This window comes from Rhizorhabdus sp. GW822-FHT03C02 (genome assembly GCF_058801765.1).
In genome coordinates this window covers 383221-399683 of sequence record NZ_JBXANN010000001.1, presented here as the reverse complement: position 1 = coordinate 399683, position 16463 = coordinate 383221, and the positions used below count along the sequence as shown (strand labels likewise).

At 67.3% G+C, this 16463-nt stretch carries 15 protein-coding genes; 9 read left to right on the top strand and 6 right to left on the bottom strand.

Going from position 1 to position 16463, the window contains the following annotated elements; genetic code table 11:
• The first annotated feature begins 34 nt into the window (after nt 1-34).
• Nucleotides 35-658 (top strand): TetR/AcrR family transcriptional regulator, encoded by a 624-nt coding sequence (locus tag AC1RM6_RS01855; protein ID WP_493097885.1) that lies wholly within the window; start codon nt 35-37, stop codon nt 656-658.
• Nucleotides 659-1001: 343 nt separating this feature from the next.
• Here AC1RM6_RS01855 and AC1RM6_RS01850 read toward each other — a convergent pair whose 3' ends face one another.
• Nucleotides 1002-3566, bottom strand: coding sequence for a TonB-dependent receptor (locus tag AC1RM6_RS01850; protein WP_493097884.1), 2565 nt, complete (start codon nt 3564-3566; stop codon nt 1002-1004).
• A gap of 570 nt (nt 3567-4136) precedes the next feature.
• Between AC1RM6_RS01850 and AC1RM6_RS01845 the strand changes: the two genes are divergently transcribed.
• The gene (locus AC1RM6_RS01845; RefSeq protein WP_493097883.1) at nt 4137-4514 is read left to right on the top strand and encodes an EthD domain-containing protein; all 378 of its coding nucleotides are present in this window, start codon (nt 4137-4139) and stop codon (nt 4512-4514) included.
• 15 nt (nt 4515-4529) lie between these two features.
• On the opposite strand, the gene AC1RM6_RS01840 is transcribed toward AC1RM6_RS01845, so the two are convergent.
• On the bottom strand, nt 4530-5396 hold the full coding sequence (locus AC1RM6_RS01840; protein ID WP_493097882.1) for an aldo/keto reductase: 867 nt from the start codon (nt 5394-5396) through the stop codon (nt 4530-4532).
• Between the two features lie 145 nt (nt 5397-5541).
• Between AC1RM6_RS01840 and AC1RM6_RS01835 the strand changes: the two genes are divergently transcribed.
• Nucleotides 5542-6423 carry a 2-dehydropantoate 2-reductase gene (locus AC1RM6_RS01835; protein WP_493097881.1) on the top strand — a complete coding sequence of 294 codons (882 nt, stop codon included), beginning with the start codon at nt 5542-5544 and terminating at the stop codon, nt 6421-6423.
• Nucleotides 6424-6484: 61 nt separating this feature from the next.
• Here AC1RM6_RS01835 and AC1RM6_RS01830 read toward each other — a convergent pair whose 3' ends face one another.
• Nucleotides 6485-7231 carry a hypothetical protein gene (locus AC1RM6_RS01830; protein ID WP_493097880.1) on the bottom strand — a complete coding sequence of 249 codons (747 nt, stop codon included), beginning with the start codon at nt 7229-7231 and terminating at the stop codon, nt 6485-6487.
• Nucleotides 7232-7794: 563 nt separating this feature from the next.
• Between AC1RM6_RS01830 and AC1RM6_RS01825 the strand changes: the two genes are divergently transcribed.
• The 4 genes from AC1RM6_RS01825 (at nt 7795) to AC1RM6_RS01810 (ending at nt 10153) form a co-directional block, all read left to right on the top strand.
• Nucleotides 7795-8904: an RNA ligase RtcB family protein gene (locus AC1RM6_RS01825; RefSeq protein WP_493097879.1), complete on the top strand. Its 1110-nt coding sequence runs from the start codon at nt 7795-7797 to the stop codon at nt 8902-8904.
• Entirely contained in the window at nt 8901-9518 is a 618-nt protein-coding gene (prfH, locus tag AC1RM6_RS01820) for a peptide chain release factor H (protein WP_493097878.1), read from the top strand. Before AC1RM6_RS01825 ends, prfH begins: the two co-directional genes overlap by 4 nt.
• A gap of 106 nt (nt 9519-9624) precedes the next feature.
• A complete protein-coding gene (locus tag AC1RM6_RS01815) occupies nt 9625-9870 on the top strand; it encodes a type II toxin-antitoxin system ParD family antitoxin (protein ID WP_493097877.1) in 246 nt (81 codons plus the stop codon).
• On the top strand, nt 9863-10153 hold the full coding sequence (locus tag AC1RM6_RS01810; RefSeq protein ID WP_493097876.1) for a type II toxin-antitoxin system RelE/ParE family toxin: 291 nt from the start codon (nt 9863-9865) through the stop codon (nt 10151-10153). Before AC1RM6_RS01815 ends, AC1RM6_RS01810 begins: the two co-directional genes overlap by 8 nt.
• A gap of 34 nt (nt 10154-10187) precedes the next feature.
• Here the strand turns inward: AC1RM6_RS01810 and glpK are convergent, their stop codons facing one another.
• A complete protein-coding gene (gene glpK, locus AC1RM6_RS01805) occupies nt 10188-11672 on the bottom strand; it encodes a glycerol kinase GlpK (protein WP_493097875.1) in 1485 nt (494 codons plus the stop codon).
• Nucleotides 11669-13156, bottom strand: coding sequence for a glycerol-3-phosphate dehydrogenase (glpD, locus tag AC1RM6_RS01800; protein ID WP_493097874.1), 1488 nt, complete (start codon nt 13154-13156; stop codon nt 11669-11671). The genes glpK and glpD overlap by 4 nt, the downstream gene beginning before the upstream one ends.
• A 104-nt stretch (nt 13157-13260) precedes the next feature.
• Here glpD and AC1RM6_RS01795 point away from each other — a divergent pair, with 104 nt between their 5' ends.
• Together AC1RM6_RS01795 and AC1RM6_RS01790 are read left to right on the top strand one after the other, a co-directional pair.
• Nucleotides 13261-14673, top strand: coding sequence for a pyridoxal phosphate-dependent decarboxylase family protein (locus tag AC1RM6_RS01795; RefSeq protein WP_493097873.1), 1413 nt, complete (start codon nt 13261-13263; stop codon nt 14671-14673).
• An 89-nt stretch (nt 14674-14762) separates the two neighbouring features.
• A complete protein-coding gene (locus tag AC1RM6_RS01790; RefSeq protein WP_493097872.1) occupies nt 14763-15506 on the top strand; it encodes a carboxymuconolactone decarboxylase family protein in 744 nt (247 codons plus the stop codon).
• 71 nt (nt 15507-15577) lie between these two features.
• Here AC1RM6_RS01790 and AC1RM6_RS01785 read toward each other — a convergent pair whose 3' ends face one another.
• Nucleotides 15578-16459, bottom strand: a complete 882-nt coding sequence (locus AC1RM6_RS01785) for a DUF4253 domain-containing protein (RefSeq protein ID WP_493097871.1) — start codon at nt 16457-16459, stop codon at nt 15578-15580.
• Between the last annotated feature and the right edge of the window lie 4 nt (nt 16460-16463).

Genomic DNA, 16463 nt, shown 5'->3' with positions numbered 1-16463 from the left:
TCCCAATTTATGGGTTTAGACCCTAGGATACGGCATGAACATCAGGCCCACGCGGCACGTCTCCGACGAACCCGACATCGCCGAAGCCGCACGGCCGAAGCCCGTCCCCCGCGACGCGCGGATGGTCCGAACCGACATGGCACTGCGTCAGGCGATGCTCGTCCTGCTCGAACGCAAGCCGTTCGACCAGATCACGATCCGCGACATCGTCGCCGAGGCCGGGGTCCATTATGCGACCTTCTTCCGCCACCATGCGACCAAGGAAGCGCTGCTCGACCATGTCGCCGCCGACCAGATCGACGAACTGGTCGAGCTGACCCAGGTCGTCGGCGTGACCGTCGACCACCATGCCGGCTTCGTCACCCTGTGCCGCTATGTCGACGATCACCGGGTGCTGTGGACCGCGCTGCTCACCGGCGGCGCGGCCGGCGCGATGCGCGACGAGCTGCTTTGCAATTCGCGCGCCTTCGCGGTCCAGCGCGGCGACAAGGACGGCTGGATCCCGGTTGAACTGGCGACGAGCTGCTCGGTCGGCCTGATCGTCGAGACGATCTCCTGGTGGCTGGCGAAGCCGGCCGACGCCTATACGATCGAACAGGTCGCGGCGATCATGCACCGGCTGGTGAACGGCGCGATGCTCGAGCCCGAGGCGCTGTGATTCACGCATCGGGTTGAGCCCTGCGGATCCTCCCTAAAACGCAGCTTTGGGGAGGGGCGCAGTGCGCGCCATGCCGGGGGCATGGCAAAGCGCGAAGCCGGCTGCAGAGCAGCCGCGGGCGTAGCGGTGGAGGGGTCTGCGCAACATCGATAGCGCAGAAAACCCCTCCACCATCCTACGGATGGTCCCCCTCCCCATCTGCGATGGGGAGGATCTGGCAGATCCATGTTCCTCCCCAAAAACAAGGGCCGCAGCAAGCTGCGGGGCCCCAAAAACAAGGGCCGCAGCAAGCTGCGGCCCAGGGAGGGAACCGAATCTGTCCGTCGAGGGAAGGTCGGCGGTATCAGCCCCCGAAGCGGTAGCGCAGCCGCGCGCCATACATGCGCGGCTCGCCGAGCACGGCGAATTCGTTGCCCGACGACGCGAGGCCGGGGACGTAGTTGTAATATTTCTTCTTGGTCACGTTGGTCGCGAACAGGCCGAGGTCGAGCGGCAGGCCGGCGATCCCGTTCCAGCTCGCATTGAGGTTGAGCAGGTCGCGCTTGCCGACGGTGCCGAGATCGCCGCCGAACGCCGCCAGCATCGCCGGATCAAGATAGGCATAGCTGGTGAGCTGCTTGTCGGTGTGGGTGAAGGTCGCGCCGACGCTGATCCGGCCGATGCTCTCGTCGAGCGGCAGCGTATAGGTGCCGGTCACCGTGAACTTGTTCTTCGGCGACAGCACCAGCGGCGACCCCTTGGTGATCAGCGAGGTCTGCGGCTGATAATTGGGATCGGCAGTGGTGACCGCGGCGATGTTGCGGATCGTCGCGTTGAGATAGGTGTAGCTGCCGTCGATCGACAGGCCCTGGAACGGCTTGATCGACGCCTCGACCTCGACGCCGTAGATCCGCGACTTGCCGGCATTGATGATCGCGGTGGTCGGCGACACCGGGGCGCTGGCGCCGGTCACCGGATCGATCTTGGCATCGAACCCGAACTGGATCTGCTGGTCGCTGAAATTATTGTAGAAAGCCGAGACGTTGAAGGTCCCGCGCAAGGCCCCGGCGAAGCTGGTCTTGAAGCCGGCCTCATAGCTGTCGACCTTTTCGGGGTCGAAGGTGCGGTGATCGATCGGGGCGTTGGTGAAGACGCCGCCGGCGCGATAGCCCCGCGAATATTTGCCGTAGAGCAGGATATCGTCGGTCGGCTTGTAATCGAGGTCGATCAGCCAGGTCGGCTTGTCCGAGCTTTTCTGGAGCGTCTGGGTGCAGGTCGGGGCGGTGCTCGGATCGGTGCAGCGGGTGACCGACGGTGCCGTGAACGGCGGGATCACCGAGAAGCTGGTCGAGGTCCGGGTCGCGCTGTTGCTCTGCCGGTCCCAGGTATAACGCAGGCCGCCGGTCAGCTTGAGCTTTTCGGTCAGGCTGTAATTGACCTGGCCATAGAGGCCGACGTCGCGGAACGAGGTGCGGCCGGCGGTGAAGTTGACCGCGCCGACATTGATCGGGCCGAACGCCCCGCCGGTCGCCGCGGTGAACGCCGCGCCGATCGGATCGGTGCAGGCGAAGGTGGCGAGATTGGTGCACGACACCAGCTGCTGCGACTGGTTGCCGACGGTTCCGAGCGGCTTGCTCGATTCGAAATAGGCGCCGCCCTGGTAGGTCAGCCGGCTGTCGAGCGCCGAGCCCTGGAGCTGGAGTTCCTCGGTGAAGGTATATTGGTCGGCGGTGTTGCGCCCCGGGATCGGGAAGATGCCGGTGAAGATCCGCGGCACCCCGGCGAAGAAGATGAACGGATAGGGGATCGGGGTGTTGGCCGCGCTCCAGTTGGTCCCGAACAAGGGCGAACGCTGGAGATTCTTGAACTCGCCATAGCTGATGATGTTCTTGATCGTCAGCGTGTCGCTGGCGCGCCAGGTGGTGGTGTTGATCCCCTGGAACTGGGTCAGCCGCGATACCGGATTGGCGACCGCCGCCTCGAGATCGTAGAAGCCCGCCCCTTGCGCCTTTTCGGCGGCGAGCTGGCCGCATGACAGCACGCCGATGAAGTTGCGCAGGCCCGCGGTCGGATCGACCGGATTGGTGCCCGACGGGTTGCAGGCGATCAGCTTCTGCACGCTGCCATTGGTGTTCGATCGGCTGTACGAGGCGATCGTGTAGGTTTCGAGGTCGGGGGTGAGGTCGACGACGATGCTCGCGCGGATCGCGGTATAGTTGACGTCGTTATAGTCGCTCGGCCCGATTCCCGAGATATTGTGCAAATAGCCGTCGCGCTTCTGGTGATCGAAGGCGATGCGGAAGCGTGCCCGGTCGCCGAGCGGGGTGTTGAACGCCCCTTGCGCGCGGTACATGTCGTAATTGCCGTAGCTGCCCTCGAGATAGCCCTCGAGGTTCGAGGTCGGCTTCTGCGGCACGAACATCACCGCGCCGCCGGTGGTGTTGCGGCCCTGCAGCGTGCCCTGCGGCCCTTTGAGCACCTGGACATTCTGGAGGTCGAAGAAGCTGCCCGGGCCGGCGCCGTCGCCCGACTGGGTGCCCTGGGTCGGCCCGCGCAGCGCGACGACATCGGCGAAATAAACGCCGACCGATGGCGGGGTGCCGACATCCTGGACGAAACCGCGGATCGCGAAGCTGCTGTTTTCGGCGCCGAAGTTCGAATTGGCCGACAGCGACGGGGTATAGTTGGCGAGATCGGCCGAATTGGTGACGTTGCGGTTGGTCAACTGCTGCTGGTTGAACACGCTGATCGAGATCGGCACGTCCTGCAGCCGTTCCTCGACGCGGCGGGCGGTGACGATGATGTCGGCGGCGCCTTCGGCGTCGAGCGACGACGCAGACTGGGGCGCGGTGCTCTGGGCGGCGGCCGGTGCGGCGAGGGTCAGCGTCAGCCCGGTGCTGCAGGCAAGCGCGATCGAAATTCTCTTCATGGGGTGTCTATCCTCTTCCTGGTGAAAGGCGGCCGTTGTCCGGTCGCTCGTTCGGCATTTTTGGCAATCTGTGTGGGTGGGTCGAAGGCTCCTTATGCGGGTGGTCGGTCGCCATGGCCGGCGACCTCGAAAGCTTTCACGGTCGGGCGGGCGCGCCGACGCGCATGACCGGGCGGGTCGCCGGGGTCTTGTCGTGGCACAGGCAATCCGGGCAGGAATACAGCGTCATTGGCAGCCTCTGAGGCGAACTCGGGATCGGCGGGTCGACGGACGAACGGGACGGTCACACACGACATTTTTATGCGCTATAGTGTCGCTTAGACATGATATAACAGGCTCGTCAAGCCCGACTGCATCCGCCGTTCGCGCGTGCCCGCCGGCAAAAACGAGAATGGCGCGGTTTTGTGCGATTTGGCGCGGTTCGGGCGGCACGGCGCATGACGCCGGCGGCAATGCGATTGTCCTCCGGCTGCAGAAATGCGCCGATCGCGGCGATCGACGAGCCCCCTCCCCGTCCCCGTCGATGCCGTGCTACCACCCCGTCGGCGCACCAGAAAAGACGAGGACCGGATGACCGACACCGCCTATAAGATCCTGCTGTTCATGAAGCGCCGGCCCGACATCAGCGTCGAGGCGTTCCGCGATTATTACGAGACCAGCCACGCCCCGCTCGCCGAGAAATATAGCCGCGGGGTAAGCCGCTATATCCGCCGCTACATCGATCCGCAGCCGCATCCCGAGACCGGGCCGGCGGGCGAATTGCCGTTCGACGTGATCACCGAACTCTGGTTCGACGACGAGAAGATCTTCCAGGGCACACTCGCCTACATCACCACCGCGCTGATGCCCGAGGCGATCGTCGAGGACGAGAAACAGCTGTTCGACCGGAGTTCGTTCCGGATCGCCACCGTCGTCGAGCGCGAGTCGGCGCTCGCCGCCGCCGGCTGAAACCGGCGCGCCGCGTCAGTCCGGCGCGCCCGCCATCGCGAAGGTCGTCGGGTCGGGGCCGATCCGGCCGTCGGCGCGATCGAGCGCCGCCAGCGCGGCGAGGTCGTCGGCATCGAGGACGAGTTCGCACGCCGCCATATTGTCGGCGAGATGGCGCGGGCTCGTCGCCTTGGGGATCGCCGAGACCCCTTGCGACAGGTGCCAGGCGAGGATGATCTGCGACCCCGACCGGCCATGTTTGCCGGCAAGCGCGGCGATCGCCGGTTCGTCGAGCAGCCGGGCGCCGCTGCCGCCGAGCGGGCTCCACGCCTGGGTGACGATGCCGTGGCGGGCATGGAAATCGCGCAGCGCCCGCTGCTGGAAATGCGGGTGCATCTCGACCTGGTTGACCGCGGGCGCCTCGCCGGTCTCGTCGATGAGGCGCGCGAGATGCGCCTCGGTGAAGTTCGACACCCCGATCGAACGCACCCGCCCCTCCGCGCGCAGCCGGATCAGCGCGCGCCAGGTCTCGACATAGCGATCGAACATCGGCAGCGGCCAGTGGATCAGATAGAGGTCGAGCTGGTCGAGCCCGAGCCGCGCCATGCTCGCGTCGAACGCCTGCAGCGCCTTGTCGTGACCTTGCGCGTCGTTCCACAGCTTGGTGGTCAGGAACAGGTCGCCGCGCATGTCCGCCAGATCGGCAAAAGCCTCGCCGACCTGCGGTTCGGTGCCATAGACCGAGGCGGTGTCGAACAGCCGGTAGCCGGCGACGACCGCGTCATGGATCACCCGCCCGGTCTCCGCCTCGCCGCCGAAACGCATCACCCCGAGCCCGAGCTGCGGCATCGACCGACCGTCGTTGAGCGCGAGGACGGGACTCGATCCGGGTGCGGTGGTCATGGGGCTCTCCTTGTCGGGCCGTGCGGGGCGACGGCCTGATCGCGCCATCCTAGCCCACCGCGATGCGATGGCGGAAGGTCTTTGGGCCGTCTATGCCCATACACGGGCACAGGATCTCAGGCCGCCCGATCGGAAAGGACGAAGCGTGGCACGAATAGCGGTGATCGGCGCCGGTGCGGTGGGGTCGACGGTGGCGGCGTGGCTGATGCTATCGGGCGGGCATGAGGTCGAACTGTGCGTGCGCACGCCGGTCGCCGACCTCCATATCGACACCCCGTCGGGGCCGATCGCCGCCCGGCCGCTGATCCGCACCGATCCGGCCTCGGCGACCCCGGTCGACTGGGTGCTGGTCGTCACCAAGACCTATGATGCCGACGGCGTCGTGCGCTGGCTCGAACCGCTGGTCGGCCCCGTCACCCGGGTCGCGATCCTCCAGAACGGGGTCGAGCATCGCACCCGCTTCGCCGGGTGGATGCCCGACGACCGGATCGTGCCGGTGATCGTCGACATCCCTGCCGAGCGGACCGCACCCGGCCGGGTGCTCCAGCGCCGGATGGGATCGATGCTGGTGCCCGATGACGATGCCGGGCGCGCCTTCGTCGCGCTGATGGCGGCAACCCCGATCGAGGTCGCCGCGACCGGTGATTTCACCACCGCCGCCTGGCGCAAGCTCGCGGTCAACTGCGCCGGCGCGGTCAATGCGCTGGCGCTGCGCCCGGCCGGGATCGCCCGGATGCCCGAGGTCGCCGAGGTCATGCGCGGGCTGGTCGCCGAATGCCTCGCGGTCGGCCGCGCCGCCGGCGCGACGCTGCCCGACGACCTGCCTGATCTCGTCGTCGACGGCGCCCGCGCCGGATCGCCCGACGGGATCAACTCGCTCCACGCCGATCGCCTCGCCGGCCGGCCGATGGAATGGGACGCGCGCAACGGGGTGATCGTCCGGGCGGGCCGCGTCCACGGCATCGCGACCCCGCTCAACCATATGGCCGCCGCATTGCTCGAAGCGGCGGAGGACGATCAAGCCTGAACGCCTTTCGACGGCCGCGATCTCACGGTGTCAGGGATTTCCGCCGATGCCGGGTCGCGCGCTATTCGAAGTCGATTTCGAGCGAGAAGCCATATTGATGCGCGGCGAAGCTGCGCCCCAGCACGACGCGGCTGCCATCGCAGGACAGCTTGCCCCATGGCGACGTCGGCCCGCTGGTCGATCCGTTCATCGCCCCGCCCGACGAAGCGATCTGCACGGCATAGCCGCCGAGGTCGAGCGGTTGGGACGCCTTGATGGCGACGGTATTCTCGGCCTGGATATAGTGTTCGAACAGGCGCCCCGGCCCCGATCCGCCATGATCCTGCCCGGCTATGACCACATAACCGACCTTGTCCGGCGTCGCCGATTTGATCTCGAGCTGTTTCGTCACCAGCATGGCCGGCAATCGCGTTTCAGCCGAATCCTCGACCAGTTCGGCGGGCTGCGCCAGCACCGGGCTTTCCCGCTTTCCGCTCCAATAGCCGCGCGGGTTCATCACGCCGAAACGGCGATAGCCTCCATTCCCGTCGGGATCGAACAGGCATATCAAGCCGTCGGGCATCGCGTCGTTCGGAAAGGCACAGGGCACGATGCCGTCCTTCGTCCGCCACATCGTGATCGTCGCGGTCACCGGGAGACGGGAATCCGATATCGGTGCGAGCGAGATCTCGTTTTTCAGCCGATAGACTTTCGCCGCGTAGACAAAGGTCTGGCTGGCGAGGATCGTGCCCTTGGTCAGCGGGGTCCCAGCCGGAGCGAGCCAGGTTTCGACCGGCATCTGGCGGTTGAACACGCGTTCCATCTTCATGCGGCCGAGACGGCAGTCGCTCGCGTCCCGCGCCTGGGCGGATGCGCCCAACACCACCGCCGATATGATCGCCAAACCCGTTCGAACCATTGCCCCTATGCCCCCCCAACGCGGCCTTCACGCTTCTCCCTAGCAAGGAAGATGTCGGTGTTGAAAGTCCACATGATGAGCCAGCTCCCTCCCATATAGCCAAGTTGGTGGCGGTCGATCTTGCGGCTCCGTTAGATGATGTCACGCGCACGGCTTTCGGGCGGGCGATCTCGATATAGAAATGATGTTGATAATATCGATGAGCTGAGCTAATCGCGCCCCTCGATTGGCTCCTGCAGGGAAAGGACTGAACATGCAACATGCTTCCGCACATCGCACCGAGGTTCTATCCTTCCATGTTCAGGACCATATCGCATGGGCCATTTCCGCAGGGGCGACGCTGCTCGCCTGATCTTTCCGCGTAGCCGCGCGGCTACGATATCGATTTCATCCATAGCTCATCCATCACAGCGATCGGATCGCGCCATCCGGACGTGGCATGGCGCTCGTCCATCTGCCGGAAGGAGCGCCGCATGACCGCTGGCGCCACCATCCGCATCATCGCCTCGCCCGAAAGCTGGATCGACCAGACCGCGATCGACCAGCTTCGCCACAGCGCGACGCTCGAAGGCATCGACCGGGTCGTCGGCATGCCCGATCTCCACGCCGGCCGCGGCATCGCGGTCGGCGCGGCCTTCTGGTCGCGCAGCCATATCCACCCGCATCTGGTGGGCAGCGACATCGGTTGCGGCATGGCGCTGTGGCAGAGCGAGACGCCGCTGCGCAAATTCCGCCCCGACGCCGCCGACCGCAAACTGCGCGGACTCGAAGAGCCATGGCCGGGCGACCATGCCGCGCGGCTGGCCGAGGCAGGACTGCCGGCTACGCTGACCGGCGATGCGCTCGGCAGCATCGGCGGCGGCAACCATTTCGCCGAGATCCTCGCGGTCGACGGCATATTGGACCAGGCGCGCTTCGACGCGCTCGGGCTCGATGCCGGCCGCATCCTGCTGATGGTGCACAGCGGCTCGCGCGGGCTCGGCCATGCCATCATCGAGGACCATCTCGCCCGCCATGGCGCCGGCGCACTGGCGGCGGGAACCGCCGAAGCCGGCGCCTATCTGCACCGACATGACGAGGCGATGGGCTGGGCGGCGCTCAACCGCGCGATCATCGCCGAGCGCTTCCGTGACCGGCTCGGCATGACCGGGCGGCGATTGCTCGACATCGGCCATAACAGCGTCACCCCGCACCAGGGCGGCTGGCTGCACCGCAAGGGCGCGGCGCCCGCCGACAAGGGGCCGGTGGTCATCCCCGGATCGCGCGGCGACCTGAGCTATGTCGTCATGCCGCGCTCCGACCATGCCGACGCGGCACTCCATTCGCTCGCCCATGGCGCCGGGCGGAAATGGAGCCGCAGCGAAGCGCGCGGCAAGCTCGAGCGGCGCTTCACCATCGCCGACCTCGAACGCACCGCGATCGGCAGCCGGGTGATCTGCGAGGATCGCGACCTGATCTACGAGGAGGCGCCGCAGGCCTATAAGGATATCCACCGGGTGATCGCCGATCTTGCCGAGGCCGGACTGATCGATCCGATCGCGACGCTGCGCCCGCTGATCAGCTACAAGACGAGGCGGGCATGACCGAGACGCTGCTCCATATCTCGGCCGGCCAGGGCCCGCGCGAATGCGCGTGGGTGGTCGATCAGCTCGCCCGCGCCTTCTGCCGCGAGGCGGCGGCGGCGGGCATCGCCTGCGAACCGGTCGATCCGCTCGCCGGCCCGGTCGAGTCCGCGCTGCTGCGCCTGTCGGGCGACGGCAGCGACGGCTTCGTCGCCGCGCGCACCGGCACCGTCCGCTGGATCGGCACCAGCCCGTTCCGGCCGCTGCACAAAAGGCGCAACTGGTTCGTCGGGGTCCGGCCACTGTCCGCGGTCCCCGACATCCCCGATCTGCGCGAACGGGACATCGACTATCAGACGATGCGCGCCTCGGGACCCGGCGGCCAGCATGTCAACAAGACCGACAGCGCGGTGCGTGCGATCCACTTGCCCACCGGACTGACCGCGCTGTCGCAGGACCAGCGCTCGCAATTCGCCAACAAGAGGATCGCCCGGCTCAAACTGCTCCTGCTGCTCGAACAGCGACGCGATCGCGCCGCGGCGGAGGGCGAACACAGCCTGTGGCAGCAGCATCAGGCGCTCGAACGCGGCAATGCGGTGCGGAGCTATGAGGGGGTGCGGTTCAGGCTGGTGTGAAGGTGATCGAACCGCAATGCGCTCCACCGCGATTACAGTGGACATGCGCCAATTTGCACCAATAACATGATTCACTGTTCATCAAGACCTATAGGAGCGTCGGCAGATGGGAACCGTCCGCAAGACCATTACCCTTACCGATCAACAGGATGCCTGGATCGCTGCGCAGATCGAGGCCGGCGCCTATACCAATGACAGCGAAGCGATCCGCGACCTGATCCGGCGTGCACAGGAGCGCAGCTTCGAAATCGAGACTATCCGCCAGGCGCTGATCGAAGGCGAGCGGAGCGGCGAACCCGAGCCCTTCGACTTCGCTGCTTTCAAGCAGCGCAAATTAGCCCAGCATGGCTGAATATCGGCTCAGTCCAACGGCCCAGCGCGATCTCGACGGCGTTTTCGACTATACCGCTGCCCGTTGGGGCCTGCCGCAAGCACTGCTCTATATCGATCTCATCCAGGCGGCCTGCGCCGATCTCGCCAAAGCTCCGCAAAAGGCACAGGACTGTGCCTATGTTCGTGCGGGCTACCGACGCCGTAGTGTCGAACATCATATTATCTATTTTCAAATGACCAGCTACGGTATCGCCGTCGTGCGCATCTTGCACCAACGCATGGATGCCGCCCGCCACCTGTGACGGTGCAGCGACACCGAGGCAGGAATAGCGCCGCTCAGCCCGGCACCCGCTCCGCATCGAGCACCTGCCGCACCGCGCACCGCCAGCCGCGCAACGCCGACGCGCGATCGGCCTGCGCCATCGCCGGTACGAAGCGGCGGACGTCGCGGTCGAGCGACCGCAGCGCCGCGAGATCGGGCCACAGCCCGACGGTGAGCCCGGCGAGATAGGCGGCGCCCAGCGCGGTCGCCTCATGATTGCCCGGCCGCTCGACCGGCTGGCCCATCATGTCGGCGAGGAACTGCGCGAACCAGTCGTTTGTCGCCATGCCGCCGTCGATGCGGATCGTCGAGGGCGCCGGTATCCGGTCTCCTGCCATCGCGTCGATCAGGTCGCAGGTCTGGAAGGCGACCGCCTCGAGCGCGGCGCGGGCGATGGTCGCGGCATCGGTGTCGAGGGTCATTCCCATGATCGAGGCGCGGACGTCGGTGCGCCAGTGCGGCGCGCCAAGCCCGACGAACGCGGGCACCAGATGGACGCCATGATCGGCGGGCACCGAGGCGGCGAGCGCGGCGGTCTCCTCGGCGCTGGCGATCAGCCCCATCCGGTCGCGCAGCCATTTGATCGCGGCCCCGGCGATGAAGATCGATCCCTCCATCGCATAAGCGCGCTCCGCCCCGATCCGGTAGCCGATCGTGGTCAGCAATCGCTTGTCGGACAGGATCGGGGTGTCGCCGATATGGGCGAGCAGGAAGCAGCCGGTGCCATAGGTCGACTTGATCTCGCCCGGCGCGAAGCAGCGCTGGCCGATCAGCGCCGCCTGCTGATCGCCTGCCATCCCGGCGATCGGCACCGCTCGGCCAGCGATGCTGCTGTCGGTGGTGCCGAAGACATGGGCATTGCCGTGGACCTCGGGCAGCAGCCCTTCGGGAATGCCGAACAGGTCGAGCAGGTCGGGGTCCCAGGCCTCCGCGACGATGTCGTAGAGCGAGGTGCGCGAGGCGTTGGTGACGTCGGTGGCATGGATCCGCCCGCCGGTCAGCCGCCACAGCAGGAAGCTGTCGACCGTCCCTGCCGCCAGTTCACCGCGTCCGGCCCGCGCCCGCGCGCCCGGGACATGGTCGAGCAGCCAGCCGAGCTTGGTCGCCGAGAAATAGGGATCGAGCAGCAGCCCGGTGCGCGCGCGGACCATCGGCTCGATGCCATCGGCGAGCAGTTGCGCACATCGATCGGCGGTACGCCGGTCCTGCCAGACGATCGCATTGTGGAGCGGCGCGCCGGTCGCGCGGTCCCAGAGCAGGATCGTCTCGCGCTGGTTGGTGATGCCGATCGCGGCGACATCGTCGCTCAGCACCTCGCGCAGCACATCGCGGGCGTCGCGCCAGATCGTCTCGGGATCCTGCTCGACCCAGCCGGGATGCGGGTAGAGCTGCGGCAGTTCGCGCGCGGCGACCGCCTCGACCGCGCCGTCGGCGCCGATCCGCATCGCCCGGGTCGAGGTCGTGCCCTGGTCGATCGCGACGATGCTGCGCCGGGTCATTGCCCCATCTCCTGCAAAAGTCTCTCCTGCAGCCAGGCATCGAGCGCCGCCGCCTGTTCGGCCGACAGCCGATAGCCGAGCTTGGTCCGCCGCCATAGGATATCGTCGGCGCAGATCGCCCATTCGTGCCGGACCAGATAATCGACCTCGCGCGCCGACAGACCGGCGCCGAAATCGCGGCCGAGATCGTTCGCCGACGCCGCATCGCCGAGCAGATCGGCGATGCGGGTGCCATAGGCCCGCGCCATCCGGGTCGCGGTCGCTTCGTCGAGGAAGGGCCAGCGCCGGCGGACCCCGGCGAGGAAGTCCGCGAAATCGGCGACGTCGCCGCCGGGCAATGGCCGTTTCCGTGTATCGCCGCCGCGGATGCCGAGCTTGGCGAGTGCGACCGCGGCGAGGTGGCGCGCGGTGGTGATCTTGCCCCCGAACACGCTGAGCAGCTTGGGCCCGTCGGCGTCGAGTTCGAGCCGATAGTCGCGGGTGATCGCGCTGGGCTTGTCGGCGCCGTCGTCGAACAGCGGCCGGATCCCGGCATAGTCGCCGACGATATCGGCGAGGGTCAGCGGCGCGCGCAGATAGAGGTTCACCGCATCGAGCAGATAGTCGGTCTCCTCGATCGAAATCCGGCTCTCCTCGGGCGCCGCCACCGCGACATCGGTGGTACCTATCAGGGTGAGGTCGTCGAGATACGGGATCGCGAAGACGATCCGCCCGTCGGGCTGCTGCAGCAGCCAGGCGTGATCGCCATCGAACGCCCGGCGGACGACGATATGGCTGCCGCGCACCAGCCGGACATGGCGACGCCCACCAAAACCGAGCGGGCCATGGAGCAGCTCGTCGACCCAGGGGCCGGCGGCGTTGACGAGCATCCGCGCCGTCACCTGCCGCTCGCCGGTGGGGGTCGCGAGCCGCGCCTGCCAGACCTCGCCCTCGCGCCGCGCCGAGACCAGCGCGGTCCGGGTGCGGATCTCGGCCCCCGCCGCTTCGGCGTCGCGCGCGTTGAGCACGACCAGCCGGGCATCGTCGACCCAGGCGTCCCAATAGGAAAAGCCGCGGCCATGCGCGGTGCGGAACCGGTCGTCGTCGATCCGCAGCCCGCGCGAGCGCGGCAGGCCACCGCCGATCGAGAAGAGATCGTAGAGCCACAGCCCGAGCCGGACGACCGGCCAGGGCCGCATCGACGGCCGGTGCGGCAGCCGGAATTCGAGAGGGCGGACGAGATGCGGCGCGGTCCGCAGCATGATCGCGCGCTCCCTCAGCGCTTCGCGCACCAGTTTGAACTCGTAATATTCGAGATAGCGCAACCCGCCATGGATCAGCTTGGTCGAGGCGGACGACGTCCCGCCGGCCAGGTCGCCACGCTCGACCAGCAGCACCGACCTGCCCGCCACCGCCGCCGCCCGCGCGATCGCGGTGCCGTTGATCCCGCCGCCGACGACGAGCAGGTCGAAATTGTCGCTCATTACGACCGAACGGCTGGCCATGGCATCGCGATCCCTTCCCCACGCGCATCCGCAGCATGTGACCGCAAGAAGCAGGATTTGCTTTCGGCGCGCAATGTTAGGATGTCGCATCAACGGAGATTCCCATGACCAGCACCCCACCCGCCGACGATCCTTTTGCCGCGATGGCGCTCGCCGCACGCGGGGCGATCGCCTATCGGCGGGTGATCGCCGCGGCCGAACGCACCCCGACCGCGGGCTATGCCGAGATGATCGCGGCGTTCGACGCGCCGACGCCCGAGACCGGCGGCGATGCGGTGGCGATCCTCGAGGAGCTGATCGAGCGGGCGACGCCGGGCATCCGCGCGAGCACCGCCCCACGCTTCTATGGCTGGGTGATCGGCAATTCGCATCCGACCGGGGTCGCCGCCGACTGGCTGACCGCGGCGTGGGGGCAGAATGCCGGCAATCTGCTCGCGGCGCCCGCGGCCGCCGCGGTCGAGGCGGTGGCGGCGGGCTGGCTGCTCGACCTGCTCGGGCTGCCGGCGACCGCCTCGGTCGGCTATGTCACCGGCGCCACCATCGCCAATTTCGTCTGCCTTGCCGCCGCGCGCAGCGAGGTGCTGCGCCGGGTCGGCTGGGACGTCGAGGCCGACGGGCTGTTCGGGGCACCGCCGATCACCGTGCTGATCGGCGCCGACGCCCACGCCACGGTGTTTTCGGGGCTCAAATATCTCGGGCTCGGCGCGTCGCGGGTGCGGACGATCGCCAGCGACGCCGCCGGCCGGATGCTGGCGGGCGAACTCGAGGCGGCGCTGCGCGGCACCACCGGCCCGGCGATCGTCGTCGCCCAGGCCGGCCAGATCGCCACCGGCGCCTGCGACCCGTTCGCCGACATCGCGCCGATGGCGCGCGCGGCGGGCGCCTGGCTCCATGTCGACGGCGCCTTCGGGCTGTGGGCGCAGGCGAGCCCGGCTTTTGCCCATCTGACCGCCGGGGTCGAACAGGCCGACAGCTGGGGCACCGACGGCCATAAATGGCTGCAGACCCCCTATGATTGCGGCTATGCGATCGTCCGCGATGCCGAGGCGCACCGCCGCGCGATGGCGATCAGCGCCAGCTATCTGCCGCAGGCCGCCGATGCCGAGCGCGAACCCTCGGCCTATGTCCCCGAATTGTCGCGCCGCGCGCGCGGCTTCGCGACCTGGGCGATGATCCGCCAGTTCGGCCGCGACGGCATCGCCCGCATGGTCGAGAGCAATTGCCGGGTCGCGAGCCATATCGCCGACCGGCTCGCAGCCGAACCCGATATCGAACTGGTCTGCCAGGTTGAGCTCAACCAGTTGCTGGTTCGCTTCGGCAGCGGTGACGACGGCGACCGGCTGACGCTGGCGACGGTCGCGCAGATCCAGGCCGACGGAATCGCCTTCATCGGATCGGCGGCGTGGCGCGGCCGCATAGTGATGCGGGTGTCGGTGTCGTCGGTCGCGACGACGATGGCCGACGCCGATCTTACCGTCGCGGCGATCTTGTCGGCATGGGGCCGGGTCAAGGCCTAGAAAGCGCTTCCGGTCGGGAGCCGGACACGCCAGTCTCGCTCCGGACGATGACCCGGCCGGCAGGTGCCGGGCGTCGCGGGGAGAGGCCTATGCTCGGACGGAAAGACGGGATCAACAGCGGCGGCGAGCAGCCGGCACGGCGCGAGGTCGATCGCATCGACGTCGCGCGGCGCCACGCGCAGGTGCTCGGCGACGGACCGCGGATCGCGCCGCTCGAGGTCGACAGCCTGTCGCCCGCGCTCCAGGCGATCATCGCAAGGATGATCGACGTCAACGCCGCGCTCGGCACCTATGACCGCGGCCGGCTGCCCGAGGTCGCGAACCCGCCCGGCAAGGTGCTGCCGCCCGACGACCCCGCCCGGCTCGCGACCCTGCCCGAGATCATCCGGACGATGCTGCGCCATGCCGACCTGTTCGCCGCCCAGACCGATCTCGGCATCCAGCTGATCGCCCGCGGCGCCCTGTCGGCGCGCGACCGCGAACTCGCGGTGCTGCGGGTCGGCTGGTTATGCCAGGCGCCCTATGAATGGGGCGAGCATGTCCATGTCGCGAAGAAGGTTGGCATCGACGCCGACGAGATCGAGCGGGTGACGCAGGGGTCGGCCGCGCCGGGCTGGTCCGACGCCGACCGCGCGCTCCTGCGCGCGGTCGAGGAACTGCTCGCCGACGCGATGATCTCGGATGCGACCTGGGCGACGCTCGCCGAGCGGCTCGACGCGCGCCAGCTGATCGAGCTGCCGATCCTGGTCGGCCAATATCAGGCGGTCGCCTATTATCAGAATGCGCTACGGCTAAGGCTGCATCAGGGGAATGCGGGGCTGCTGGCGCGCTGAGGGTCCGAACTTTCACCAGCGGTCATTTACAGGTGACGGATCGCCGCTTGCAGTGAGAAATCACAAACATCTCAATCCCACCAAAGATACCACCATTCGGAAGCCATCAACGTTGCGGCGAGGGCCGAAATCGATCCTACCCCTTGATCGACGATATCCGGGCAATATCCATATTGTTCCCGGGCAAGCTTCATCGCCACATCGCGGGTTCGCGGACGATTTGCAGCCCGCAAATTCATCGTATCGCCGTTCATTCCGACCAGATCGACGGCAAAAGCATCATGCCATGTCCGGAGAGCGGCGACATGATATTCCGGAGGCGGACACGCATTCCAGTCGCCCCATCGCAGATAAGCCGGAACCTCCCAGCCGAATTTGGCTGGAACGAGCACGATATGCACCCGGTCGTGAAACTTGCCTGAAACGATGTCGGTAGCGACGCTGGGCCCCGGTGGCCCCACATCGATCTTTGACGGCCAATGCCCCTCAGGGGCTCGCAGATCCTCTGGCTGATAGCCGCCGGACCATTTTCGGAGATCAGCCGGAAATTCGAGCTTGTCCGCCGCAGCGAGAATAGCTTCGGGCGAGCGCAATTCCAGCCCCGGTATGGAAACACCGGACACTTGGGGATCGGCCAGGGTGAACTGCTCCATAATTCGCTCGAGATCATTGTCACCGCCAACGATGACGGGCCACCCGCGCCCTGCCCCCTTGAGCCGCTCCCACTCGGCAAGCGCATCCACGCCGGGAACGACAATCCGTTCATAGGTAAAGGCGGCCGTCATTCGGGCGTGCATCGCCTCATATCTGGCGCGCTGCTCGGGTGTCAGGTGGCTGAGATCGGGCGGCATTTGTTGAGCCTGCGACGACCTTGAGGCGATGGTCAAGCCAGCGGCGGTGAGGCCGCCCAACACCCAGCGCCTCGTCGGTTTCATCACCGTGGCATCGCCCATGCAA

What these genes read in the sequence shown, in the direction of transcription:
- glpD (WP_493097874.1), bottom strand. Translation starts at nt 13,156, where the DNA reads ATGGCCAGCCGTTCGGTCGTAATGAGCGACAATTTCGACCTGCTCGTC.
- AC1RM6_RS01790 (WP_493097872.1), top strand. Translation starts at nt 14,763, where the DNA reads ATGCTCGGACGGAAAGACGGGATCAACAGCGGCGGCGAGCAGCCGGCA.
- AC1RM6_RS01810 (WP_493097876.1), top strand. Translation starts at nt 9,863, where the DNA reads ATGGCTGAATATCGGCTCAGTCCAACGGCCCAGCGCGATCTCGACGGC.
- prfH (WP_493097878.1), top strand. Translation starts at nt 8,901, where the DNA reads ATGACCGAGACGCTGCTCCATATCTCGGCCGGCCAGGGCCCGCGCGAA.
- AC1RM6_RS01855 (WP_493097885.1), top strand. Translation starts at nt 35, where the DNA reads ATGAACATCAGGCCCACGCGGCACGTCTCCGACGAACCCGACATCGCC.
- AC1RM6_RS01845 (WP_493097883.1), top strand. Translation starts at nt 4,137, where the DNA reads ATGACCGACACCGCCTATAAGATCCTGCTGTTCATGAAGCGCCGGCCC.
- AC1RM6_RS01840 (WP_493097882.1), bottom strand. Translation starts at nt 5,396, where the DNA reads ATGACCACCGCACCCGGATCGAGTCCCGTCCTCGCGCTCAACGACGGT.
- glpK (WP_493097875.1), bottom strand. Translation starts at nt 11,672, where the DNA reads ATGACCCGGCGCAGCATCGTCGCGATCGACCAGGGCACGACCTCGACC.
- AC1RM6_RS01850 (WP_493097884.1), bottom strand. Translation starts at nt 3,566, where the DNA reads ATGAAGAGAATTTCGATCGCGCTTGCCTGCAGCACCGGGCTGACGCTG.
- AC1RM6_RS01815 (WP_493097877.1), top strand. Translation starts at nt 9,625, where the DNA reads ATGGGAACCGTCCGCAAGACCATTACCCTTACCGATCAACAGGATGCC.
- AC1RM6_RS01825 (WP_493097879.1), top strand. Translation starts at nt 7,795, where the DNA reads ATGACCGCTGGCGCCACCATCCGCATCATCGCCTCGCCCGAAAGCTGG.
- AC1RM6_RS01795 (WP_493097873.1), top strand. Translation starts at nt 13,261, where the DNA reads ATGACCAGCACCCCACCCGCCGACGATCCTTTTGCCGCGATGGCGCTC.
- AC1RM6_RS01830 (WP_493097880.1), bottom strand. Translation starts at nt 7,231, where the DNA reads ATGAAGATGGAACGCGTGTTCAACCGCCAGATGCCGGTCGAAACCTGG.
- AC1RM6_RS01785 (WP_493097871.1), bottom strand. Translation starts at nt 16,459, where the DNA reads ATGGGCGATGCCACGGTGATGAAACCGACGAGGCGCTGGGTGTTGGGC.